Raw genomic sequence first — 25891 nt, 5'->3', positions numbered from 1 at the left:
TCCAAATCTACTAACAAAACCGATAAATTCGGCGGGCAATCGGCTAAAAGCAGAAGCTAATCGACAAAGCCTGCCAGTGCCCCGACTAGACGGGTGCCGCTCCCTTGTCTCAGGACTTTGCGAAGCCCATTTTCACCAGAAAGTCCCACAGCACAACCCCAGCCGCCACCGACACATTCAGCGAGTGCTTGGTGCCAAATTGCGGGATTTCGACGGCCGCGTCGCACAAGGCCAGCACGTCGTCTTCGACCCCAAAAACCTCATTGCCCATGACCAAGGCATAAGGACGCCCAATTTCTGGAGTGAACTTAGTAAGTAATTGACTATCAATAGTTTGCTCAACGGCTACTATGGCGTAGCCTGCGGCTTTAAGCTGCCGAATAGCGTCAACAGTAGTAGCTGCGTACTCCCACGCTACCGACTCGGTGCTGCCCAGCGCGGTCTTGGTGATTTCGCGTTGCGGCGGCCGGCCGGTAATGCCGCACAGCCAGATTTTCTCGACTGCAAAAGCGTCGGCGGTGCGGAAGGCGGCGCCTACATTATGCAGGCTCCGCACGTTGTCCAGAACGAGGGTTAGGGGGAATTTTTGCGTACTTTTGAAGTCTGCCACTGAGAGCCGGTTCAGCTCTTCCATCGTTCGTTTGCGCATCGTGGGGAGGGGTTATTTTGCGCAAAGGTAGGAACGCGCTCCGGCGCGTTCGTTGTTTGACCTGAACTCCGCAAACCGTCTGCTCGGGCTGGCACTCACCGTTCAACGATTGAATGCGCTTCGGAGCATTACTACAGCTTGCACTTTGTCTAACAAACCTAAGTTCGTCATCAAGTCGGTCGGTCCCGACCACATCACGCCCGCGCCCGTAGCCGATACGCCGCTGATGAAGCAGTATTATCAGCTCAAGCAGCAGCATCCGGGCGCGTTGCTCCTGTTTCGGGTCGGTGATTTTTACGAAACCTTCGGCGAAGATGCCGTCACCAGCTCGCGCATCCTCGACATCACGCTCACCAAGCGCGGCGCCGGCACCTCGTCGGAAGTGGCGCTGGCGGGTTTCCCGCACCATTCCCTCGATACGTACTTGCCGAAGCTCGTGCGGGCCGGGCAGCGCGTAGCCATCTGCGACCAGCTCGAAGATCCGAAGCAGGCCAAAGGATTGGTGAAACGTGGTGTTACAGAGCTAGTTACGCCCGGCGTGTCATTCAACGACAACGTGCTCGAGCGCAAGAGCAACAACTACCTCGCGGCCGTCCATTTCGGCAAGCAGGAAGCCGGCATTGCCTTCCTCGACATCAGCACCGGCGAATTTTTGGTGGCCCAAGGTGACCTTGCGTACCTGGGTAAGCTGCTCCAGAATTTCTCGCCCGCCGAGGTGCTGTTCTGCAAAAAAAGCCGGCACGAGTTTGAGCAGCATTTTGGCCCCGATTTCTGCCATTATGCCCTCGACGAGTGGGTTTTCGGCTTCGACTACGCCCACGATTCGCTCACGCGCCACTTCAAAACCACCTCGCTCAAAGGCTACGGCATCGACACGCTACGGGAGGGCATCACGGCGGCCGGCTGCATCCTGCATTACCTCGCCGAAACCAAGCACACCGACATTGGCCACATCGCCAACATCGCCCGCTTGGAAGAGGACAAGTACGTGTGGCTCGACCGCTTTACGGTGCGCAATCTGGAGTTGGTGCATCCGCAGCACATGGGCGGCGTGCCGCTCATCGACATCCTCGACCAAACCGTCACGCCAATGGGCGCGCGCCTGCTGCGCAAATGGGTAGTGCTCCCGCTGAAGGAAGTCGGCCAGATTCAGCGCCGCCTGGATACGGTAGACGCGCTTTTGCAGAACCCCGAGCTGCTGGGTGAGCTAAATCAACATCTTAAGCAAATATTTGATTTAGAACGACTTATATCGAAAGTGGCCGTGCGGCGCATCAACCCGCGGGAGCTGATTCAGCTTAGCCGCGCGCTGGATGCCATCGGCCCGATCCGGGAGTCGCTGGCTGGTTCGGGCATTCGGGCTTTGCAGAAATTGGCCGATCAGCTGAACCCGTGCGTGACGCTCCGGGAAGAGATCAAAACCAAAATTCGGCCCGATGCCCCCGTGCTCACCAACCAAGGCAATGTGCTCAACGACGGCGTGGATGCCGAGCTGGACGAGTTGCGCAAAATCGCATTTTCGGGCAAAGATTACTTGCTGAAACTCCAGCAGGAAGAAAGCCGCAAAACCGGCATCTCATCGCTGAAAGTGGCTTATAATAAGGTGTTTGGCTACTACCTCGAAGTCACCAACGCCCACAAGGACAAGGTGCCCACCACCTGGATCCGGAAGCAAACCCTAGTAAACGCCGAGCGCTACATCACCGAGGAGCTGAAAACCTACGAAGAGAAAATCCTGCACGCCGAGGACCGGCTGTTTGTGATCGAGCAACAGCTTTATAATGAGCTGGTTCTGTCGGCAATGGATTACGTGCCACAGATTCAGCAGAATGCCCGCGCCGTAGCCATTCTCGACTGCCTGGCCTCGTTTGCCACCACGGCGCGCCAGCACCGCTACGTTAAGCCCGTCGTGAACGACACCACCGAGCTGGACATTCGCCAAGGCCGTCACCCGGTGATTGAGCGTCAGCTGCCGCCCGGCGAGTTTTATATTCCCAACGACATTAGGCTCGATCAGGAAGAGCAGCAAATCGTGGTAATTACGGGGCCAAACATGGCCGGTAAATCGGCTTTGTTGCGCCAAACCGCGCTGATTGTACTGTTGGCTCAGATCGGCTCGTTCGTGCCCGCCGACGCGGCCACCATCGGCGTCATCGATAAGATCTTCACCCGCGTAGGCGCTTCCGACAACCTTTCGAAGGGCGAAAGCACGTTCATGGTGGAAATGACCGAAACGGCCAGTATTCTGAACAACCTGTCGGACAGAAGTTTAGTATTGATGGATGAAATCGGGCGTGGCACCAGCACCTACGACGGCATCAGCATTGCGTGGGCCATCGTGGAGCACTTGCACAACAACCCGAAAGCCAAGGCCAAAACGCTGTTTGCCACCCATTACCACGAGCTCAACCAACTGGCCGACGACTGCCCGCGGGTGCGCAACTACAACGTGGCCGTGAAGGAAGCCGACGGGCGCATCCTATTCATGCGCAAGCTGGTGGAAGGCGGTTCGGAGCACAGCTTTGGCATTCATGTGGCCCGTATGGCCGGCATGCCGACGGCTGTGGTGCTGCGCGCCAACGAAATCATGCATCACCTCGAGCAGGAGCGAACCAGCGCCGGCGCCGAAGACAACACCCTTCTCGACGAAGTGTTGGCTGGGCTTGAAGTAAACACTCCGGATAACGCAACGCCAATCGGAGGCGAAACCGCCCAGCGCGGCCCAGCAGCCCGGCCGGTAGCCGTAGCTTCGGCGCCACGTCCGAGCCTGCAACTCAGCATGTTCGAGCCTTCCGACCCGGCCTTGGAGCGCATTCGGGAGCTGCTGCAAGCCTTGGATGTGAACACGCTTACGCCCATCGAGGCCCTGCTCAAGCTCAACGAATTAAAGCTCGTATTGAAATAAGATTGAAGAAAAAGCCCCTGAGAATGAGCTAGAACCATTTTTTTTCGGGTAAATCAGGAAGAAAAATTGCGCTAGGACTTGACACAATAAAAATCAGTTGTACCTTTGTCGCACCATTCGCCACTTGGTGAACGACATGCGAGAGTAGCTCAGTTGGTAGAGCGCGACCTTGCCAAGGTCGAGGTCGCGGGTTCGAACCCCGTCTCCCGCTCCAATAAAAAACTAAAAAGACGTTGCCAACCCGCAACGTCTTTTTAGTTTTGTAGCGAGTCTGCATTTAAGCCGGAGTGGTGGAACTGGTAGACACGAGGGACTTAAAATCCCTTGCCGAATAGGCGTACGGGTTCGATTCCCGTCTCTGGTACGAAAAGCCCCTTTACACAAGCTGTGAAGGGGCTTTTGGCGTTTTAAGGGTTTTAGGGCGGTCGAGGGTGAATTATGTAAATATCGAATAACCAAATGATTATATGTATTTTGTGTATTGGCAAGCTTGAAAATAAAATAGGATGTAACCATTATGATTTTTGCACGTAACCGGATGCGGACTTGTTGGAATATAAAAATTTTTCAATTAAATAGGCTTATACTTGTATAAACAGCAGGTTTTGGAGCCTATTTTGCTTGGATGACCCCACGGTAAGTTCGTGCAATTGTACAACAGCCTCTTTCCTCTAGTTTTCCACCTTCAGCATATAGTCACTTTGAAAACCTTCTCTACTTCTGCCCTAGTTCTCGCCACCGCTTGTTTATTGGTTGGTTGCAAGAAAGAATCTGTGACCACGAAAGGTGACGTCAAAACGCAACTGCTGACTGCCAAGAACTGGCGGGTTAGCTCCGACGTGATTGAAACGACGCGCAATGGTGTGGCCGACGCGCCGTACGACAAGTATGCAAACTTGGCTCCCTGTGGGAAAGACGATTTTATCCGCTTCCGCGATGACATGAGCATGCTGGTGGACGAAGGCCCCACCAAATGCGCGCCCAACGACCCCCAAACGCAGGGCGGAAAGTGGAGTTGGAACAGCGGCCAGACTGAAATTACCATGACTGACCCTACGTTTGCGGGGCGCGATAAATACAGCGGCCCCGTTGACCTAACAACGGACACGATCACGATTGTGCTTACTGATACCAAGGGCACGACTGTTACCAAAGAAACCATCGTGTACAAAGGTTTCTAGAAACATGCCACGCGCTAGGCCGCAGAAATAGTGCAGGTCTTCACAAGTTCAGGGGCGCCAAAGCAGGATAAAATCTCTGTTTTGGCGCCCCTGAGTGCGTATCGAAGGCAGGTTGTTCCATACTTCTTAATGAGGGTCAGGCTATTACAGCTATGCCATTGCCCTTATAGTGGCGTTTGGCTTACTTTCTGAAAGGAGACAGTTGGCGACGAGATGTACCATTGCAGCGGCGGTACGAGGAGGAGAATGGGCACCGGCGACACAATGAAGTCAATGAGACGCCGGCCAATTTAGCAGTTATGGACGTGCAGAGAAGTTGGAGTTAATGCTATGGCATTGGCACACAAGCCGTTGGCGGGTGGTGGGCCAAGATTATTGATGCAAATCGAAAAGGCACCGGTAGCCGCTGTGGTAGGTCTTGCGCTGTACGAATATACCCATACATAATAAGAAGAGCCATCAGTCAGGCCGTTGACTACCATCACCTCAGGGTCAGATGCTTGAAGCGAAGTCAAGACACGGCAGGAGCCCGAAAAAATCTCTTGCACCAGGTCCGTGCTGATCAGCAGCAGCAAAAACAGCAAAAGTCACGGCCAAAGCCCGCCATGAGCAGGCAAGCGTGGGTGGCCGGAGGGCGCAGCAAAGCCACCCTCCGTACCGGATAGTAAGGCTTGTTTCATAGGAAGTTAGTGTGAAGTGGAACGGAAGCTCAAGCCACGGCCTTGTCTCCGGTCCGCGGTTGGAGGCAATAGCAGTAGAAAAAATGCGTTGTTAGGCCCGGCCCAAATGCCGGCATATAAAGGAGAGTAGGTAGTGATTTTGGTTTAACCTATTAATAGACAGGTCATTATAATGAGCGCCGCCTTTTATAGGCCCTGCATTGAGCCACTTTCTAACCCACACAGTTTGCAGGAGCGCAAGGCAGCGCCAGCCTCCAAGGCGGGAAGGTCTGGAAGTTGATGCTGTGTTTCGATGAATAATTGGCAGGACAAACCTATGGTACTAAAACAAGGTTTGTTATCACATAATCATGCGAATGGGCGGCATCTCGCTCAAACTAAACAGTAAACAGGTTTCTGTTGTGCCTGCTGCTTGGCTGGTATTCACTACTTTTAAGACCCTTCCTCGCTTTTTGTTTCTACATGGCTGCTTCCGCTATCCCACTTTCTCCCGACGAATACCAGCAAAAAATCAGGCAGGCTTTTGCCGAGGTGGGCAAGGTGGTAGTGGGCCAGCATTACATGGTCAATCGGCTGCTTATTGGCCTATTTACGGGTGGGCATATACTTCTGGAAGGCGTGCCTGGGCTAGCTAAGACTCTGACTATTAGCACCTTGTCTAAGGTGCTGCATCTTAACTTTCAGCGGGTGCAGTTTACGCCCGACCTGCTGCCTTCGGACTTGGTAGGGACCATGATTTATAACCAGAACCAGTCGGTGTTCGAGGTGAAAAAGGGTCCGATCTTTTCCAATCTGGTGCTTGCCGACGAGGTCAATCGTTCGCCCGCCAAGGTGCAGAGTGCGCTGCTCGAAGCCATGCAGGAAAAACAGGTGACCATTGGCGAAACCACCTATCCGCTGGATTTACCGTTTCTGGTGTTGGCCACGCAAAACCCTGTGGAACAAGAAGGTACGTATCCGTTGCCTGAGGCGCAGGTCGATCGGTTTATGATGAAAGTGTACGTCGATTACCTCAAGAAAACCGACGAACTGGAAGTCATGCGGCGCATGGCCAACATGGCCTACGTGGGCGACGTGAACCCCGTGCTCACCAAGGAAGACATTTTCGGGGTGCGCGATCTGATTAACCAGGTACAGATTTCGGAAACCCTGGAGAAATACATCATCGAACTGGTTTTTGCCACGCGCAAGCCCGCCGATTACGATTTGGCGGAATTTGCTCAGTATGTGCAGTTTGGCGTAAGCCCAAGGGCCAGCATTGCCTTGCACCGCGCGGCCAAAGCGGTCGCCTTTTTCGACGAGCGCGACTATGTGCTACCCGAAGACATCAAGGATGTAGCCAGCGACGTGCTCAACCACCGCATCCTGCTCAACTACGAGGCCGAGGCCGACGGCATCCGCACCCAGGACCTTATCGAAGCAATCTTGCGCAAAGTGCCCATTAGCTAAGTATTTGATATTCAGATACTTGTGAATGTGGCTTAATTCGCTTTAGCCAACAGTTCGCGCAGGCGTGTCAGCTCTTGCGGGCGGGGTACAAAGTCGGATACGGATGTACCGGTTGCGCGCAAAAATTGGCGCAGCAAGTAAGCCGTGCAGGCAAAGTACGAAAGCGAGGTGGCACAAGCCGCGCCAATGATCCCCCAGCGGGGAATCAGCAGCCAACACGCGGGCACCGTAACCAAAATGCCCACGACGGTACACACATTGTTGACCCAATACCGGCCGATGCCAGCAAAATAAGAGCTGCATATCATGTTGATAGACATGATGATAACTCCCGGCGCCAGCACCAAAATGACTGGCCGAGCCGCTCCGAACTCAGGCCCGAACACCGTGGTTAGCACAACGGGCGGTAGCGCACAAAGCACCAGCACCGCGGCCAGCGTGCCCAGCACCGTGAGGCGCGCCACGCCCAACGTGGAGCCGAGGCCAGCGTGCTTGTCGGTAGCATGCACCAGATCAACGTATTGGATCAGGGCGGTGCTGCGCGGAATGATCCAGATGGCTTCGGCCAGCGCTACGCCCACCGACAGCACTCCCACGGCGCGGGCGTCGGCGTAGTGTGCCACGAAATAGTAACTCAGGCGATAGTTGACGAAGGCCAGAATGTTGGAGAGGTGCGAACTGCGGCTGTTGCGGGCCAGCTCGCGCACGGTATGACCAAATCCTGATCGGATGTTTTTGGGGTCGGGAAGTTGGAGTAAGTACCTGAATGTGAGAAGCAAGGGCAGCCCGTAGGCTACGTACGTAGCATAGTAATACACGGGCACCTTCCGCCACGCCAACCCCAGAAAAGCCACTAGCAACACGCCCGCCAGCAAGGCTACTTGCAACACCGTCAGGAAGTTATAGCTCGCTTCCCTTTTGCGGCCCAACAAAAGCGACGTGTTGATCGAGAAAAAGGCCTGCACCAGCGATAGTGCCCACAAATGCCACAGATACGTTTCGGGAACGGCTCGCAGGGCGCCCACGGTGACTGTGCCCGCCGTGCACACCACCAAAGTCCAGCCATAAGCCGGCGCAAGCAGGTGCCAGACGTTGTGCGTGGGAGCCAAAAAAATGAGCGACGAGCCGCCCAACAATCCGATAAACAGCAGCAATACCGCGCAATCGGTCACGAACAGGCTGACGTCGCCGCGGCCGGCAGCGCCGAGGTAATGCGCCGTGAGCCACACCACAGCAAAGCTGAGCAAGGCAGTTGCCAGCCGGGTTGCGAAGTTGTGGAGGATGCGGCGAATCATGCGTGCGGAACAGGAGCCCAGTCCAACAGGCTATGATAAAGCGAGTTAAAATCTTGCCCGACGTGCGCCGGACTGCTGCGGGCCACTGCATCGGCGTGCAGACGGGTAGCATCCGGCCGAACTTCGCCCGCCAGCACTGAGGTTAGCGCGGCGGCCAGGGCTTCTTCATCGTCCACGGGTACTAGTTGGCCAAAGGCACCTTCGGGGCGAAACAGCTCCGGCACGGCGGCCGTGTGGGTCGCGACTACGGGGCAGCCGCAGGCCCGCGCTTCCAGCAATACGCAACCGAAAGTTTCCAGTCGGCTAAACGAAACCAAGGCCGCGGCCTGCTGCATTTCGGTGGCCACAGCCGATTGCGGCAGCTTGCCCAGAAAGACCACGGTGCCGTCGGCAAGCAAGTTTAACTCCTGAGCCAGTTGGCGTAGCAGCGCTTCATCGGGTCCGTAGCCAGCAATGCGCAAACGCAGGTTGGGCCAAGTGGGCCGCAGTCGAGTCACCACCCGCAAGATCCCTGAGATGTTTTTTACGGCATCATCAAAAGCCGAAACGTTGAGCAGCGTTTGCGTACGCGGCCGTACTAGTGCGGGCCGGAACAGATGTGTATCCACCACATTACCAATTACAACCGAATGGGCATTGCGAAAGCCCAGCGCGTGCATCGCGTCGCGCAGGGCTTCCGAAACGGTATGCAGCGCCGCCGCCTGCCGCACCACCGCCCGCGTCAGGATGCGACGAAGCCAACTAATGCCCGCGGCGCGTTCGGGGAGGTACAGTGACCAATGCTCTGTGACAAGGTAAGGTACTCGATGGCAAACCTTTAGCCACCACGCAAACAAGCCGGTGCGCAACAACACATGCACGTGCACCAGTTGCGGCCGGCCCCAAGTGCGGCGGAGGTGCCAGTAACCGTGGCCGAGGCAGCCAAAATACAGAATCAGTTTGAGCAGCTTGTCCAGAGGCCCAAAACCCGTAATGCGGTCTTGATAGTAGTAGCGGTAGATAGGAAAAGATAATTCTGTATCTATTTTATAATCAATGAGTTGTGGTAATGGCTTGCGTGCTACTGTGGCGAACAGAATGGCTATATCGGCGTGCGGCGCGATGGTTGCAACGTGGCGGGCCACAAAGTCGCCGGCTTGGTCGTCGTAGCGGTTGGGGTACCACTTGGGCAGCATGAGTACGCGAGGCTTCATTACGAGCGCAAGCTACAGGTTTTGGGGTGGCGGCAAGGGGCGAAGTAAGGCCAACTTACGCAACAAAAAAGGAGCCTTCTCAGAAGGCTCCTTTCGACTAACCGGCATTTCAGGATGCTTATACCTGAAATGTATAGACAGTTAAAATATTAATAATCAGCATTTTGTGGGTCGAAGTTGGTCCAGCCAGCCAGCCAGTTGTCTGCGGAAGTACCCGAGCCGGAGAAGGCACCGATGTAGCTTACTTTGGTGAAGAAAGCGTCTGTGACCTTGGTGCTCGTAAAGTCGGCGGGCGCCGTGGGCGGGGTAGTGGCAGAAGCAGCTACGATGGGCGAAGCACTGCGAGGCAAAAAGCTCGGAGCCGTCAGGTTGAAGGGGTTGAGCAGCTGCACGTTATCCGAAGTAGCATAGCGCTTGTTGCCATTCGCTTTCAGCCACGTGACCGGGCCCACGGCCGTGCCCCAGGCTGCCGAATCGGAGCTCATCACGTTGTTAACGGTCAGGCTGCCCGCCCCGCCATTTGGCCCAATATACACGATGCTGCGCTGGCCGTTGGTTGAGTTCGACCCAACTAGCGAGCCAGCCACGATGTTGTTTTTGAATTGCAGATCGCTGCGGCCGGCGTTGGCGGCCGTTAAGCTGTTATCAATCAGCACGCCTGTCGGGAAGCCCATGATCACGGAGTTCAGAATGCTGAGCGCCGAGTTGCGGCGAATATGCACGCCGGCCGTGTACTGCGGGCTGTAATTGGCCGCGCTAGGGTTCAGGATCGGCCCTACGGCCGTCACGTTGGAGAATACCGCCGAGGTGATCGGGCCTTTGGTGGTGCCGTTGGCGTCGTTGTCCGATTCGAAGGCCTTGGAACCCGACTGGTCGGCCTGCTGCGGATCGCGCAGAGAAACAGCGAATTGTACCTTGCCCGAGAAGCCGTTGTCGGTATCAAAATCGTCGTCGAAGCCGCGGTGGGCCACTAGGTATTTGGCGTTGACGGTGCCTCCGAACCATTCGTACGAGTCGTCGCCGCTGTACGAAACCTGAATGTGATCGACGGTTGTGCCGCTGCCCACGCCGTCGAAGGTCAAGCCGTTCAGCTCATTATTGGGCGTAAGCGCAATGCCCGCAAACTCAATGCGAATGTATTGGAGCGTGCCGGAGTTGTCGGCGGCGTTGGCGCCGCCGTATTTGGTTGTGATGCCGCCTTCGGCCGTGGGTAGGTTGGTGCCGTCGATGGAGTTTACCGGCGCGTTGCCAGCGATTACCACGCCGCCCCAGTCGCCGTAGTTGCGCGAGCCTTTGGCTTGGTTAGAAGTGAAAATGATGGGCTTTTCGGCCGTGCCGGCGGCTATGATCTTTGCGCCGGGCTCAATAATCAGGGTGCCTTTCGTGTCCTTATCGCCTTTGATGATGGTGCCAGGCTCGATGGTAAGGGTCGCGCCGGTGCGTACGTATACAAAGCCTTTCAGCAAATACCGGTTGGCCGCCGACCAGGTGGTGTTGGTCGTGATAGCGGTTTCTTTGCCATCGCCGACCACAATTACCGACCCCGAAGCTGGTGGGGGCGTGGTGCCGCCGGTGGTCGTTCCGCTAGGTACGGGGGCGTTCGGAGCGGGGGTGGTATCCTTTTTATCGCAGGAGGCAAGACCCAGCAGTAGCGTTGCAACGAGCGCCAGGGATAGGGGATTCTTTTTCATGAGGGCGTGAAATGAGAATTAGGTCTTGAGGGTTGGAAAGGATGCGACTCGAAAAACTCAGTAATTAAGGCAGGGGCGTTGTCGGAGTAGCGCGCGGCTCCAAGTTGAAGCGCATGCCCACGGTGTAGTAGGTGCCGCGGCGGTAGCCGGCCAGCGACTGGTCGCTGTTCGTGTACTTTTTGTCGCGGTTGTAGTCCTGCACCAGGTTCACTTTCTGGTTGAGCAGATCCTGCACGCCGGCATTCAGCGACATGCGCTTCGATACCGTTTTGGTCACCGACAAGTCGATGGTGTGGCGGGGCATTTCCACTACGTCGGGGTAATCGTTGCTGCCCGCAAACAGAATGCGCGGCCCAAATACGTTGTAGAGCGCCGCGATCTGCCAAGTGTTTTCGGGCGTCTGGTAGTAAAGGCCGCCGTTGTACACGTAAGGCGACTGGCCCTGGAGGGCGCGCTTCTTGTTCCAGGCTACGTTGTCGCCCAGTGAAACCTGGCTTTTGATCAGGGAGCCGTTGAAGACTACCGAGAGGTTTTTGAAGCCCGACGTGCCGAACGCATCGTCCAAGAGAGTCAGGTTCTTCTTCAGGTCAAGCTCGACGCCGTACGCGTAGGCGCTAGGGGCGTTCACGAAGGTGTAGGCTAAGTTGGTCGTCAGCACCACCACGTTTTCAATGGGGTTCTTAAACTTCTTGTAGAAAGCCCCCACATGGATCAGCTCGCCGTCGGAAGGGTAGAGTTCGTAGCGCAAATCGAAGTTGTCAATGCTGGCCACCTTTAGGGGCGTTTCGGGATTGAGGTACAACGAGCCGAAATTCAGCACGTTGAAGTCGAAGTCGTAGTAGAAGAATGGCGCCGACTCGCGGAACTCGGGGCGGTTGAGGCTACGGCCGTAGGAGGCGCGCACTAGGTTTTTGTCGTTGAAATTATAGCTCAGATTGGCCGAGGGCAGCAGGAAATTGGTGGTCACATCCTGGGAAACCGGCTGGCCGTTGATGCCTGTGTTGATCGACTGCACGTTGCGCTCGTAGCGGGCGCCTGTCAGCAGCTTGATCTTGGGCGTGACCGGAATGTTGAAGGATAAGTATCCGGCTTCCAGTTCGTTAGACGCGCCGTAGCGGTACGTTGAGTTGATGTCCTCGTCCATGCGGAAGCCGCCAGAAGCGATATTGCGCGGGTCGAAGATGTTGCCCACGGCCTCGTTGCGCAGCCGCGGATCGCCGTTGGCATTGAGCGAGTAGCCAAAGGCCCGTGCCTGGAAGTGGCGCCGACGGTATTCGAGGTACGTTCCGGCCCCGATTTCCACCTCCCGCTCAGCCACCGATACCTTGTGCTTCAGGTTGGCATTGACGGTGAAAATGTGCTCGCTGAGCGCCTGATACAGCCGTCCTGCATTGTTAACGTCCACACCGCCGGTTGCCGGCGTGAGCACGGTTTCCATATTCGCCGCTCCTTCCGTTGTCGAAGGCGTTACTTGGTACGACACGCGGCGCAGATCCGGCTCGTTGCGGTTGGAGTAGCCGTAGCCTGCCACCCAATCGAGGCTAGTCTTGTCTTTGTTAAAGCTGTGTGTACCAGCTAGTTGGCCAGTATAAGTGGTGCGGCCTTGGTAGCCTAGCTGGTAACTGCGGCGTGTCAGTACGCCGTTATCGTCAAGACCGGCGCGCGTAGTTTGCTGATTACGAGCCTGTTGGTTGAACAGGTTGCGGAACTCTAGCCGGCTGCCATCGTTGAGCACGACGCTAAAATTCTGGATGGCACCCAGCCGGACGTTGTTTGTCGATTGGTCGTCCTTCAGTTGATCGGTGCGCTGGCCGGCTCCGTCGAACAGGTTGCGATCGATGTGAAAGCGCGAATAGGTATTGGTGTAGTTGACCGACGATACGCTGCCGATTTCCAAGCCTTTGATTTTGATCTGGTCGATGTAGGCCGCGTTAAACCGCAGATCGGGCATGGCCTTCATCTTATAAATTGGGAAAGTATTCTCGATCTGTTTGGCGTAGAAATCGCGCTCGTACTGCTGATAAGCCGTGCCCAGCACCGGAAAACCGCCCGGCAGCTCGCGCATCCGCGCACCAAACCCGAAAGCGTCGCCTGCTTGCGTTTTATCCGTGAAGAAGTCGTTGCCCGTAGTGCCGTTGCGGTAGCCCAGCGAGTAGTTGGCCGTAAAGAGGCGCTCGTTGAACGTGGGCTTGCGCAAATACACCTTCACCAAGCCGCCTGCAAAATCGCCGGGCAGTTCGGGCGACGGATCTTTGAATACCAGCACCCGATCGAGCAGGGAACTGGGCACCACATCGAAGGAAAACGATTTGCGGTCGGTTTCGGAGCTGGGCGCGTTCACGTCGTTGAGCCACACCGTATTGTAGCGGTCGCTGAGGCCGCGCACCTGAATAAACCGGTTGTCGACAATGGTCACGCCCGGAATACGGCGCACGACTTCGGCCGCGTCGCGGTCCTGGGTTTTCACAATCTGCTCCGACGAAACGCCGCTGACCACCACGTTGGCCTGCTTGATTTCGCTGATCACCGATACTTCGGTGTTGGTGCGGCGCACGCCGGTCACCACTACTTCGTTGAGTTGCTTGGTATCTTCCTCCAGCGTCGAATTGATGACAGTCGGCTTGCCGGAGGCCACCGCCACCTGCGGAATGCTGCGGTTTTTATAAGAAACGGAGGTGATAAGGAGCGTGTACTGGCCCGGCGGTACGTTGCTGATTGTGAAGTTGCCGTTGGCATCGGTCTGGTCGGCTAGCATAGTGCCGTCCAGCCGGACGGTACCCCCCACAATGCCCTCTTTTGAGCGGGCATCCGTAACCACTCCTTTGACACTTCCGGTCTGGGCGAAGCCCGTAGTTAGGGTCAGAAGAAGGAGGAAAAACGTGAAAAAACCAGGCTTGAAGTCGATGTTTCCCATATCGGCAGCAAAAGTACCGGCAGGGTATTAGCCCAATATTTCCCATATATTATCTAATCGTTACTTGTATATAAATATCTTATTATCAAGTATTTATATAATATTTAGGCTTGCCTGCCTCGCTACTTGCTGCTTCGGGTACGGCAAGATGTGTAGCCTACCTGCCCTGGCTTATCGTAGCTACCTTTGTTTTACTCATATCCACACCTCACCGCACGTTCATCATGCTTCAATCCATGACTGGTTACGGTATTGCCCATCGCGAAACCGACCGTTATTCCGCAACCGTAGAAATTAAGTCGCTCAACTCCAAAAGCCTCGACCTGACATTGCGGCTCCCGCGCTTTCTGCAAGATCGCGAGTTGGAACTCCGCAACTTGGTCACCAAAAGCCTGATCCGCGGGAAAGTCAACCTCAACTTCGACTTCGTGCGCCCGCGCGCGGCTGCGCGTGTAGGCGCAGTGCTTAATCAGGAGGTGTTGCTGGCCGCCTACGAAGAACTACGTCAGGCCGCTGCCCAAAGCGGCGCCTCACTGGAGCAGCTTACCGCCATCGCGACGGCCCTGCCAGGCATCCTGCGCATGCCCGCCGATATAACTGCTGCTACAGAAGACGAAGAAGAAGTGGCTTGGGAAGATTTGCTGCCCTTGGTACACGAAGCATTAGAGCGCGTCAACCAATTCCGGACGGACGAAGGGCAAGCGCTTAGCGTGGAGCTACTGGGCTATACCGAACGCATCCGGATTCTGCTTTCGGATGTGGAGCGTCACGATCCGATGCGCATTGAGCAAGTACGGCAACGCCTACAGGCACACTTGGGCGAGCTCGTCACAAATGAACAATTCAGTGATGCCCGCTTCGAGCAAGAGCTATTGTACTACATAGAAAAGCTGGATATCGCCGAGGAAAAAGTGCGTTTAGTCAGCCATTTACGCTACTTCAACGAAACGGTCTACTTGCCCGAGCCTACGGGAAAGAAACTTGCATTTATTTCGCAGGAGATTGGTCGCGAAATCAACACCATCGGTTCAAAAGCCAACGACTCCACTCTGCAGCATTTAGTAGTCGAAATGAAAGAAGAGCTCGAGAAGATCAAGGAGCAAGTCAATAATATTCTCTAAGTTCAAACCAACGTGTACAAACCCCGTTGCCATCGAAATAGGAATTTTATTATGAATTTTAGTATATGATAAAGTAAATGTAGGATTGGTTTTTTAGCAGATAGCGAAGAATCTGTTAAAACAAATATAAAATCTAAAAACGTGCTTTTCTTGCTATTAAACGCATTTTATGGCGATTTTTAGGATCTTATTAGTAGAAGTAAAAAATTATTTTTTACCGGTCTATTGCGATAAGAAATTTTCCTCGTAAATTGTGTTATCCAAACAGAGCGTCCTGATATCTTTCGGCACTCAACTCACTTTGATTCAACCCTTTTTTCAGTTAGAAGCTATGAAAAAAGCATTACTCCTACCATTTTTATGCCTGTCGATCCTGTTGATGGCAGCTCGACCATTCGCAGAAGTCGAAATGATCAAAAAGCGCGTGCTGAGCGAGCGAGTTGAGATTTTGATTCCCAAAGGTTTCGAAGTTATGAGCGAGCAGCAGATGGACTTCAACTATGCCAAAGCTCAGAGCCGACCAAGTGTGATTTACACAAATAGCAAAGAGGCCAGCATCGCTTTCACCTACACCGACAACACCGCTGATCAGGACATGATCGACATGTACGCGGCCAACTTCTACAAGATGTATTCCAAGCAATACAAAGAGGCGAAGTGGTTCAACAACGGCGTTAAGGAAGTAAATGGTCGCAAAGTTGGCTACATGGAACTGATGAAGCCTGAGCTTGGCCATGAGGTTTACAACCTGGTTTTCTTCACCGACGTGGAAGGCAAATTGTTGATGTGCAACTTTACCTGTGCTGACCGTCAGAAGCCCGAGTGGGAGAACGTTGCTAAGCAGATCATGAGCTCTTTCAGAACCAATGGCTAACGCTAGGTTCTAATCTGAGACCTTATAAAACAATAATCTCGGAATAATCAGATGAGTATCTGATTATTCCGAGATTATTGTTTTATAACAATGTTTACCCCGTGCCTCTAAGGCAAGAGCCAATCCGGTCCGATAGAGCTAAATCGTAAGCCAGAGTTAAGCGCTACAGCGGTGGAATGTAATTTTGTTTATATAGTTGAAACGCTTACTTAGTCTTTAAGTAACTTATCAACGAACTCTACTAATAGCTTGAAAACTCCAGAAAATGCTGTTAGTGGCAATGTTTCAGCTCGGTCATCTACATCGTGATAGGCAGCTATGCCACCACGAGTATAGATAAAGAAGGCCGGTACTCCGCGTTCCGAGAAGTAAAAATGATCGGAATTGGCTGCCCGTCCCCGTGCAGCTATTGAATTTACAAAGTGTTGACTATCATTTAGTTGCTGCAACAGGTGATAAGGTGCTGCCAGCTGTCGGCCATTTACGACGGTAATGCCGTCGCTGCCAGTACCTAGCAAGTCCAGATTAATCAGAAAGCGGATGCGGTCGAGCGGAAATAATGGATGGTCCACGAAATAGTGAGAACCAATCAGCCCTGCTTCCTCGGCACCGAAAGCCATGAATACGATTGACATGGTTGGGCGCTCCTGACGCTGCGCGTAATACGCAGCTAGCTCCAAAAGCATAGCGGTGCCGCTGGCGTTATCGTTCGCACCCGGAAAGTATGTTCGCCTGCCCATATGACCCAAGTGGTCGTAGTGAGCTGTTACGACAATGAATGAGTCGGGAGAAACGCTGCCCGGCAAGTAGCCTATAATATTTTTGGTCGGGTAATTTGGGCGCAAAATAGCTTGCACGACTGTGCTGGCATATTGCGTTGGGGCGGGCCAGCTGCTGGCGAGCACGTGCAGGCGCGGCTGGTGGGCTTGCTGCTCCGAAAGCGAAGCCGTTAATTTTGACACTAGCGTAATGCGCGCAGCGGCCTCGTCCAAGTGTTGAGCAAAAGAATCGGGGAGGGTGCGAATGCGTTCGGCATCGCGCTGGCGCAAAACGACAATACGGTGCCGCAACTCCTGTCGCAGGAACCGAGTGCCGGCGGTTTCGTTGGTAAAGATGAGCGTATCGAGATACAGCACAGCACCTTTTGCTTTCCCGCCGCCGGAATTGGGCTCAGCAATGAAATCCTTGCCGGGGCGAAGCATTTTGCTGCCTGCCCTCAACGCCATTCTGCCCGGAAAGGTATTGACAGTCAGTGAGAAAGGTTGCTGGTAGTTGGGTGTAAAAGGCTGCAACCCCAGCATTTCGAAGCGTTGCCTAATATACGCGGCCGCTTTGTGTTCACCCTGCTGCACATAGCCCCGCCCGTGCATAGCCGGTGCTGTAAGATCGCTGATGGTTTGGCGCACCCGAGGCATATTCTGCGCAACGCCAGGGTCAATGGTCAGCAGGGCAAAGTTGACCAGTAGCAACACCGGGCGCCAAGGCAAGCCACAACGATACATGCGTTGCGAAGCTTGCGCGTACATTATTTCCGAAAGCGCTGGAGAGCCCAGACCGTGAGCAGTCCGGTGGCAGAACCCAACGAATCGCTGATCAGGTCGGACCACTCGCCGTGACGGCCTAGCGCCATGGTCATTTGCAACACTTCAATGATGGCTCCAAAGACAACGCTACCCAGAAATACGCTCGGCCACGCATATTCGCGCAGGTTGGCAAACCGGTACTGATAACGCACGGCCAAATACGTCAGGATGGCCAGCACCAAAAACACAAAGGCGTGGGCGGCAGTGTCGAAGGAAAGCAGTTGCCACTCTGGCACTTCCGGCATCTGCTTGGCTGGCGTGAGAGTAAGCACTAACACCAGCACCGCCCACATGCCGGCCAGTAAGGGATAGAGGCGGGCAAGGGGCGGTGCTGTAAGTGTCACGTTATGAAGAGATTAGGCGCCTACTAGTTCGCCGTATGCTTCGGCTGATAACAGGCCTTCGAGTTCGGCTGGGTTAGCTACCGAGATCTTCACCATCCAGCCTTCGCCGTACGGATCGGAGTTTACAGTTTCGGGGCTGCCGTCCAGAGCGCTGTTGACTTCCAACACAGTGCCGGAGATGGGGCTGAACAGATCCGAAACCGTCTTGACGGCTTCTACCGTGCCAAACACCTCATTCTGAGCGATCTCCTTGTCCAAGGTGTCAATGTCGACATAGACGATGTCGCCGAGTTCCTTTTGGGCATGGTCGGTGATGCCGATGAAAGCTACATCGCCTTCAATGCGGATCCACTCGTGCTCTTTTGTGTACTTCAGGTTGGCAGGCAGGTTCATAAGGGCAGGTTTAATAATCTGAAATGGGTAGCGTAGCGGGGCTACGAAATCAAAAGTAAGATTTAAAAGGCGGATGGGTCAACCATCGCCCGGTTAAATTCCTAACTACCTGCTGCTTACTATGTTAATTGTTACTTGGTTTTGTATTTACAACTGATTGACAATCAGTTAATTGTAAATATACTACTGCGAAAGGCTGTAGCGCAATTGGATGCCGCCTTCGGTCGCAGCGTTTTTAAACGAGTTGCTTACGCGTGGCTCCGTCACGGTGCGAGTGAAGAAGAATTGCAAGTTGAGGCGCTGGTTCAGGATGTAGTCGATGGTAGGGCGAATCTGGACTTGGCGCGAGCCGTTGGTGGTTTGGCTGGCTGCCCGGCCGGGACTGGCCTGCGCCGTGCCACCCGGATCAACGACGTCCTGAATGGTGCGCTGGATGATGGTGTTGTCGCGGATGGAAAGATCGAGGCGGGCGTTGAGCTCGTTGCGCAGAATGCGCTGCTCACCGCCAATTTTGAACGGCAGCTGCAACCGGTTGGTCGCGTAGCCAAAACCAATCACCAGCTCCTGCGTGTGCAATTCCGTCACTTGGGCGTTGGTGGTGTTGAGGGCCACATTGCGCTCAGTGCGATATTCCACGCGTCCGGTCGTCTTTTCGAGCGTAGTGAAGTTGATGCCAATCAACGGTGCCAAACGCTCTACAATACTCACTTGCCCGATGATGTAATACGGGATAAACTGATTGGACGTATTCACCAGCTCCGACAGGCCTTGTGGCTCCCGGTTATACACCGTAGCTGTGTTGTAACTGGCTATGTTGTAAGTGGATGAGTACGCGTGAGTAAGGGCGATGCTCCGGAAATAACGCTTAACAAAAGGCAACTCTGCCAACCCGTTATAGGTGATGTTCCAGTTGGGAACGGGCAGAAGCGCAAACGGCTTAAACTTCTCTGATTTGTAGCCGCTCGACGACCTGCCGCGATACGCATCGAGGAAGGCGGGAAGCAGCACATCCTGCGAATTGTATCCGTACGTGCCAGGATTTGGGTTATCCGCGGCAATGCGGTCGCGGATAAGGGCCCGGTTCTGCACGAAGCGGTCGAAGGATTTGGAGATGTTGCCGTTGGCGCTACGGTCGCCGAAAAGCGTTTGAATGGAAACGAACGAAGTGCTAAACGATCCCGAGCCCAAAGGCTGTCGTGGCGCCAGTCGGCCGTCGGGATAAGGTTCCAGCGTTTCCAGATTTACTTCGCGGCGGTAAAACACTTCACGGTTGCGCACCAACTGGCGGCGTCCGTCAAGCTGAATGTTGAAGTCGCGGAAGGGCTGCAAAGCTGTGCGCAGCGCCAGGTTTTCGGTCAGCAACGAGCTAATGGGCGTATTCAGCAGGTCGCTGCGTTGCGTATACCAGCCCCGGCCAGCCGCGCGATCGTAGAGGGCATCTAGGTCATACTGCCGGCCCAAGATGAATGGCACACCCGGTGCGCTGAAATTATCGCTCAAGCCAAAGAATTGAGTGACAGGCAGATAGCCCGGAAGCAGCGTGCCGTTGCTGCGGGTGTAAGTAAAGTCCAGGGAGCGCGCTGTCATTAGAGAGCGCAGGATGGCTTTCAGCACGCGCAGCTGCGGGCCTTTGGTGGTATCGGCAGGGGCGACAGGCTGCCCGTTGACGAGATCGGGAGGGCCTTTTTGACCGTCTTTGAGCTTGGGAGCGGGCGGCGGAGCGTTGTTGATGATGTTGAGGAAGCGCACTTTGTTGTAAAGCTTCACCAAATCAATCTTTCCGTTGGCGCTCAACTCACCGTTATTCTGAATGGTGTTGCCCAGCTTCACGTCCACGGTAGTGGAGTCGTTGAGGTCAGCACGCAACGCTGTGGAAGCCGCCTGCCAGCTGTAATTGGCTTGGTAGCGCGTATCGGCTGATAGCCAATCCGTTAGCGGAAACTTGTCCAAGGGCAGACGATACGTGATGCCAATGGTCTGGTTGAAATTGGTGGTACGGCCGCCGCGGCCGAGGTTGTGGCGCAGCTGCTGGCGGTTGTTGCGCGCAATGGCATCGCTGCCAATGGTGCGGCCGGGGCCTTCGTCCACCACTCCGCGGTTGGTAGCCGTGTAGTCCAAACGCAGGTTCTTGGTCAGATCCCACTGCATGTCGTAGATGCGGTTGATAAAGAAGCTCTTCTGAAATACACCCGCAATGCCGTCGGTCACAGGCACCTGACCAGGTTCGAGCGTGCGCTGCAAGAACAACTCGTTATAGCGCCGGTCAAGGTCGGCCCGGAACGAGAACCGGCTGGGCAGCGGCGTGAAGTTGATCTCTTGCAGGAACTTGAGATAAGGCGAATCCAGCGCTTTCAGGTTGGCCAGCGGGGTATAGTTTTTCGGCGTCGTCTGGTAGATGTAGGCCAGCGCACCCGTATACGTTCGGGTGTAGTCGCGGTCCGTGCGGATGTCGGTATGCAGGCGTTCGGTGAGCGCATAGCTGAGCGCAAAGTTCTCAATATCGTAAGGCCGCACTTTCTTTTCGGGGTTGGTGCGCTCCTTCCGAACATTCAACACGCTGATGCTGCGCTGACTGGTCTGGTCGATGACTTCCTTGCGGTAGTTTGATTTCTCGGTCTCGGAATCAAACTTTTGCAGCGACTGGGTAAGCTTCGTATCCGGGTCGAGCGGGTCGTACTTGGGCGCGCGGCTCTCGATGCCCGCTTGCACCAACACCGGTACGCGCAGACCCAATTTTTCGGGGAAAAACTTCTCGGCCGCCACCGTCGCATTGAGATCGCCGCGGGCCACGTTGTCGAGTGAACGCTGCTGCAAGCGGTCTTGCAGGCCGCCGAAGCCCGTGGAAATGTAGCTGCCCGTCGCCGTTACGTTAGCTAGGTCAGCGAGCTTAGCATTGAAGCGAGCCGTGGCGGCCCAACCCGTCTCGCGGTCAAAATCAAACACCCGGAATTCATCCGACCACAGGCAAAGCGACTTCTCCACGCCGTCGTCGGATGGGTTGAAAACACCAATCATCACGCCCTGAACGGCGCTAAAGTCGGGGTTGCCGAGGATGGTAATCGTGGCCTTTACGCCGTTCTGCGCCGTGATGGTTTTGATATACGGCACGTTGAGCGGCCAGTGTGCTTGGTTGCGTTCGGCCTTCGCGTCGATAAAATCCTGAAACTTTACGTCTACTTGGTTTTGCGTGGGCCATACTTCCTCCACGGCCCGCACGCCACCGCCGGGCGCCGTAATCTGGAGGGGGAGGGAGTATTCGTAGTAGTTCTGAGTATAGTCAGTACCGATGCGGATAAAGCCGTTTACCTGCCCATCGCGCACGCTCCGGTCTTCGCTTTCGGCGTGCAAGAACATTCGTAGTTGCTTGTAGCGCAACATATTGATAGTCAAGTTCTTATAGGCGGCCTTGCCGTAGCCGTCGCGCAGCCCCTGCACGCACATGCGCAGCGATTGCTCGTTTTGCTGGCGGTTGATGGTGCTGGAGCCGTATTCGCGGTCGCGCTCGATGTTGGGTGGCAGCACATACGGGATGGCTGACGAGCCAGACGCTGTAGCCCCGTTTTCTTCGATGCTGACCGTCGAAATGTCGAAGGCTTCGGCATCGGTATCGGTGTTGACGTTGGGCTTGTTGGGCTCCGCGATGGTGCTCAGGAAACGGCGCCACTGGTTGGCCACAAACTGCGGCTGCACAATGCGCAGCACCACCGGCTCCTGCCACTGCGTGAGGTACATGCGCACAAACCGTATCGACTTGAAGCCAAACGGTTGGCCGTCGGGAGTGCCGCGCACCGCCGAGTATTGCCGAATCGGAATGCGGAACTGGTACCACGAAACTTGGTCACCATTTACCGATTTCGTGACTTTATCCACAATGTAGTTTTGCCCAACGGCCAATTGGCCAGGGCGGAGCTGCACGCGGTATTCGTAATAGCGCTCGGTGTCGGTGATTACGTTGTCGCGGTTGAGGTCTTCTTTGTCGGGGAAAGCGGACGAGCTCTGCTGGCTGTTCTCTTGTGAGTTGCCTTCCATGCCGTTGTACTGTTTATAACGGCCCAAAATCTTGACGTTGCGCTGCGTGTAGCCCGCGTCGAGGTGGTGCACGAAGTCATCGGCAGAAGGGTCCGCGCCGTAAATCGCGCCGAAAAACTGGGTTTCCGCATTATCATCAATGCCGTCGAGGCCAATGTCTTGCAGTGCCCGGCCGCCGGGCGCGGTGCTGAAAGCGTCGGTCAAAAACTGTTGTTTGGTAGCACGGCCCCACACGGTTGGCCGCACATCATCGGGGTCGCGGATGCTGGCACCGTCGGGCAGGCCGTTTTCAAACTCGTGCACGTTGGCATCCTTCAGCACGTCTTCCGACACGTTGCCGAGGTTGAAGTACAAGTCGCCACCCGTGGTGTTGGGCTTAACCGGCTGCGTCGCGTCCGGATCTTCAATAGCACCCCGCGGCGAGTTGATGAACGGGTCCATCATCCAGAACTCGATGTACTCGACGTTGGCATTGTCGAAGTCCGTATCGAAGCTGATTTCACGGCTGATGCCACCGTAGTGCCGGGCATTCTCGGCGGGCGTGTTCAGCTGAAAATGCTTGCCGTCGTTTTGCAGCTGCGGGTTGTAGTTGTACTGCCCGCGTTCGTTGGGGAAGTATGCCAGATCAAGCGGAAACTCAAAGCTGTTGCCAGTCGCACCTAAATCGCGGTTCGGGAAAATCTCGTCGCGCTTGATGCCCCGCGTGTAGTGATTCAGCAGGTCGTTGGCGTTGATGTTGGACGGCTTGCTTGGGCCGTTGGTGTAGTAGGTCTGATCGACAGTGTACCAAGCCAGTTTCGCCCGGTTGTAGCCATAGGGGCGGCCGTCGGTGGTGCTGCCGGCAATGGGCAACGGCGTGGAGGCCAAGCGCCAAGTGGTAGCCGAATTGGTGCCGCCTAGCGAGTACGGCGTGCGGGAGTTTTCAAAGTCGTCGATGTACGACACGCCATTTTCTCCGCGGCTGCCCAGCTTCGACCGGCCTGGCACCAGCTGCGCAAACTCTCCGCTGAATGCCACCGACGACGGCTCTTTGGTAGAAATAAGTGGCAAGGCATCCAGATACTTGGTGATAGCCCGCGACTCGCGACGCATGTTCACGTCGAAGCCATAAATCGTGTTATTACCCGGCTCGTCGCCGATGTTGACGCGGTTTATGCCAGGTGCTTGATTCTCAAGCAGATGTAAATAAGTGGCCCCAATGTTGATGTCTTCGTTAAGACGATAATCTAAGCGAGTGCCCACCAGGCGGCGAGGTTGCACCTGCACCACGGCGTTTTTCTCGAACGTGACGCGTAGTTCGTTGGCTGAATTTAAGTAGCTGGGATTGAGCACTTTAACTTTTGCCTGGTCATAGAAGACCTGGTAGTCGCGGCCTTCTTCCAGCAACGTACTCCCCGACATAACCCGCACCGAGCCTTGGGCAATGCCAAAGCCGGGCAGCGTAATCTCGTCGGTGGCCGTGGCCTGGTAGCGCCCCCGCAGGAAAAACTTGTCCTTTTCTTGTCGCTGCTGGGCGTCGCTTTGCGTTTGGTTGTAGAGCTCTTGGTAAACGTACTTATCGATGAGGCTTTGCTCGGTGCCGGCTACAAACTGCTGTTGAAGGTAATTGCCAAAGGGCTGCACCACCGGAAAAATGATCCTGCCCAGCTCCGGATCGATCGTAATGCCCGAGAAAAAGTCAAAGTTGCCGTCGGGGTTCCGGTCGTTGTTGGGGTTTACGTTATCCAGGTTCAAGACCTGAACAAGCGGAATGTTCTTAACCTTTTGGCCTTCCTTCAGCGAAATCAAATCTACGCCCGTTGCGTCGTCTTTGTAGAGCAGCTGGAGCTGGAAGTTGTTGCGGTTGATCTGGTTGGCGTTGAGGGAATAGATGTTTTTCATCATCAAATCCCAGGTCGGCAAGTTGCGGGTCAGCAGGTTTTCGTTCTGCTTGTTCACGCTTGGGTCGTTCAAATCAGCCAACCCCACGCCGGGGTTGGTGGCCTTCAGCATCTTCAGGAAGATTACCTGATCCTGCTGCACGTTGGCGTAATCGTCTACCGTTTCGCCCACCTTGTACACTTGCCCGTTGTACAAATACTCGTACGACACGCCTAGCACCTGTTCCGGCAGTAGCTGCGTATTCAGCGACAGGTAGCCTAGCTGCGCATTAAAGGTGTACTCGCGCGGGTCGAGCTTGCGGGCCCGTACCCGCTCGAAGTCCACGTTCTTAACCAGCTTCAGGTTGTTGGCCAAGTACCCATCGACGGTTTGGTCGCCGCGGGCAGTTGCGCCGCCGGCCAAGATGGCCGAAAGCTCGGAGTTGGCCGCGTTGGTAGCCGCCGCGTTACGTCCGGACGGCAGCAGAAACTGCGAGCGGTACAAGCGCGTCGGTTCGGCTACGTCCGTGAGTGTCACCACATTGCGCAGGTTCTCAGTCGTGCGGTTGTCATTCGTGACGTATACCTCCAAGCGCCGAATTTCCACGCCCGATTGTACGGTAGGCAAGTTGCGCAGCACCGTGTTGTAGCGGTCGCGGAAGAACTGCGATAGGAAGAAGTGGCGGTCGCGTTCGTATTGGCTGGCTTTTATTTCAAACTGCCGGCTTTGGGCGCCGTTTTGTACGCGCACTTCGTCGGAAGTACCGCGCAGAGTGCTGGCCACCGCCGTGACGGCCAAGCGGCCAAATTGCAGTTGTGTTTTGACGCCGAACAAGTTCTGCCCACCCTGAATCAGCGAATTATTGAGTGGTAAGCTGACGTTGCCTAGCTCAATTTTGCGGATGATATCAGTGTCGAAGCCCGTGTAATCGAACTTCATGTTGTTTTCGAAGTCGAATGCGGCTTTGGTGTCGTAGTTGAAGGTGAGCCGCAGTTTCTCGCCCACCTGGCCCGTAAGGTTGACGTTCATGTTCTGGTCGAACTGAAAATCACCTACTTTCTGCTGGCGCAGTGTGAGGGTAGGGTTGTAGTTGCGGTTGAAGCGCGCGCCCATCCGAATCGTGACCGCGCCCTGGGGGCGAATGTCCACGTAGCTGCCCCCGAAAATCCGGTCGGCCATCGGGCCTAAATAAATCTTCGGAATCAGGCGCTGTGCGGCTGGCGTGTTGGCGTCGCCGGCCACGCCGCCTTCCGATTTGGCACGGAAGTAATTGCGAATGGCCTGTTGTTGCTGCCACCGCGAATACTCCTCAAACGTCATCAAACTCGGGTTGCGGTAGTCCAGATCCGTCCCGATTTTTTCCTCGATGTTGAAGTTCGCCAGACTATCGTCGGGCGTTACGTCGAGGTGCACGTTCGAGGGCAAACCCAGAATAAGCGGCGAGCGTCGGCGCTGAGGCGCAAACGGACTGCCCACGCGGTCGGCTGGGTTTACTTTTGGACGGCGGCTGGGCCGGTATTTGGTCGTGTCGGCTGGTGCAGTACGGGGCGTGTCGGCCGCAACTTGTAGCGCGGTCCCTTTACCGGGCACAGGTAGCCACTTCCATAGTTGCTGAAAAGCAAATGGATGAGCTCCCGCTGCGGCTGTAGCCTGCGACCACCACGCCAGCAACGACGCGACAATAACGACTGAGGCGGTGAGGGACTTCTTACCGGAGTTCAAGGGTAACA

General features: G+C 55.3%; 14 protein-coding genes and 2 tRNA genes. 7 read left to right on the top strand and 9 right to left on the bottom strand.

What is annotated here, in order from left to right:
• Nucleotides 1-109 precede the first annotated feature (109 nt).
• On the bottom strand, nucleotides 110-649 hold the full coding sequence (locus tag H9I52_RS15085; protein ID WP_187454503.1) for an RNA methyltransferase: 540 nt from the start codon (nucleotides 647-649) through the stop codon (nucleotides 110-112).
• A gap of 226 nt (nucleotides 650-875) precedes the next feature.
• On the opposite strand from H9I52_RS15085, the gene mutS reads away from it, so the two are divergent.
• From mutS to H9I52_RS15060, 5 genes are all read left to right on the top strand, one after another.
• Nucleotides 876-3554, top strand: a complete 2679-nt coding sequence (mutS, locus tag H9I52_RS15080) for a DNA mismatch repair protein MutS (RefSeq protein WP_187454809.1) — start codon at nucleotides 876-878, stop codon at nucleotides 3552-3554.
• A gap of 138 nt (nucleotides 3555-3692) precedes the next feature.
• A tRNA-Gly gene (locus H9I52_RS15075) sits at nucleotides 3693-3768 on the top strand.
• Between the two features lie 67 nt (nucleotides 3769-3835).
• Nucleotides 3836-3918: transfer RNA gene (locus tag H9I52_RS15070), tRNA-Leu, on the top strand.
• A gap of 409 nt (nucleotides 3919-4327) precedes the next feature.
• Nucleotides 4328-4735, top strand: coding sequence for a hypothetical protein (locus H9I52_RS15065; RefSeq protein WP_187454502.1), 408 nt, complete (start codon nucleotides 4328-4330; stop codon nucleotides 4733-4735).
• 1142 nt (nucleotides 4736-5877) lie between these two features.
• Nucleotides 5878-6864 carry an AAA family ATPase gene (locus H9I52_RS15060; protein WP_139515770.1) on the top strand — a complete coding sequence of 329 codons (987 nt, stop codon included), beginning with the start codon at nucleotides 5878-5880 and terminating at the stop codon, nucleotides 6862-6864.
• A 32-nt stretch (nucleotides 6865-6896) separates the two neighbouring features.
• Here H9I52_RS15060 and H9I52_RS15055 read toward each other — a convergent pair whose 3' ends face one another.
• The 4 genes from H9I52_RS15055 to H9I52_RS15040 form a co-directional block, all read right to left on the bottom strand.
• A complete protein-coding gene (locus H9I52_RS15055; RefSeq protein WP_187454501.1) occupies nucleotides 6897-8159 on the bottom strand; it encodes a lipopolysaccharide biosynthesis protein in 1263 nt (420 codons plus the stop codon).
• Nucleotides 8156-9352: a glycosyltransferase gene (locus H9I52_RS15050; RefSeq protein WP_187454500.1), complete on the bottom strand. Its 1197-nt coding sequence runs from the start codon at nucleotides 9350-9352 to the stop codon at nucleotides 8156-8158. The genes H9I52_RS15055 and H9I52_RS15050 overlap by 4 nt, the downstream gene beginning before the upstream one ends.
• Nucleotides 9353-9501: 149 nt before the next feature.
• A complete protein-coding gene (locus tag H9I52_RS15045; protein WP_187454499.1) occupies nucleotides 9502-11043 on the bottom strand; it encodes a hypothetical protein in 1542 nt (513 codons plus the stop codon).
• Between the two features lie 64 nt (nucleotides 11044-11107).
• Nucleotides 11108-13957 (bottom strand): TonB-dependent receptor, encoded by a 2850-nt coding sequence (locus H9I52_RS15040; RefSeq protein WP_187454498.1) that lies wholly within the window; start codon nucleotides 13955-13957, stop codon nucleotides 11108-11110.
• Between the two features lie 236 nt (nucleotides 13958-14193).
• Between H9I52_RS15040 and H9I52_RS15035 the strand changes: the two genes are divergently transcribed.
• Both H9I52_RS15035 and H9I52_RS15030 read left to right on the top strand, forming a co-directional pair.
• Complete coding sequence (locus H9I52_RS15035) at nucleotides 14194-15078, top strand: YicC/YloC family endoribonuclease (protein WP_262386083.1); 885 nt, start codon at nucleotides 14194-14196, stop codon at nucleotides 15076-15078.
• 379 nt (nucleotides 15079-15457) lie between these two features.
• Nucleotides 15458-15952 carry a hypothetical protein gene (locus tag H9I52_RS15030; protein ID WP_139515776.1) on the top strand — a complete coding sequence of 165 codons (495 nt, stop codon included), beginning with the start codon at nucleotides 15458-15460 and terminating at the stop codon, nucleotides 15950-15952.
• 209 nt (nucleotides 15953-16161) lie between these two features.
• Here H9I52_RS15030 and H9I52_RS15025 read toward each other — a convergent pair whose 3' ends face one another.
• The 4 genes from H9I52_RS15025 to sprA form a co-directional block, all read right to left on the bottom strand.
• A complete protein-coding gene (locus H9I52_RS15025; RefSeq protein ID WP_187454496.1) occupies nucleotides 16162-17358 on the bottom strand; it encodes a M28 family metallopeptidase in 1197 nt (398 codons plus the stop codon).
• Between the two features lie 119 nt (nucleotides 17359-17477).
• Entirely contained in the window at nucleotides 17478-17879 is a 402-nt protein-coding gene (locus H9I52_RS15020) for a VanZ family protein (RefSeq protein WP_187454495.1), read from the bottom strand.
• A gap of 12 nt (nucleotides 17880-17891) precedes the next feature.
• Entirely contained in the window at nucleotides 17892-18272 is a 381-nt protein-coding gene (gene gcvH, locus H9I52_RS15015; protein WP_139515778.1) for a glycine cleavage system protein GcvH, read from the bottom strand.
• Between the two features lie 183 nt (nucleotides 18273-18455).
• Nucleotides 18456-25883, bottom strand: a complete 7428-nt coding sequence (gene sprA / locus H9I52_RS15010; RefSeq protein ID WP_262386082.1) for a cell surface protein SprA — start codon at nucleotides 25881-25883, stop codon at nucleotides 18456-18458.
• Nucleotides 25884-25891: the final 8 nt, after the last annotated feature.

This window comes from Hymenobacter sp. BT491 (assembly GCF_014349165.1).
GTDB classification, from domain to species: Bacteria; Bacteroidota; Bacteroidia; order Cytophagales; family Hymenobacteraceae; genus Hymenobacter; species Hymenobacter jejuensis.
This window is presented reverse-complemented; position numbering and strand designations above follow the sequence as displayed.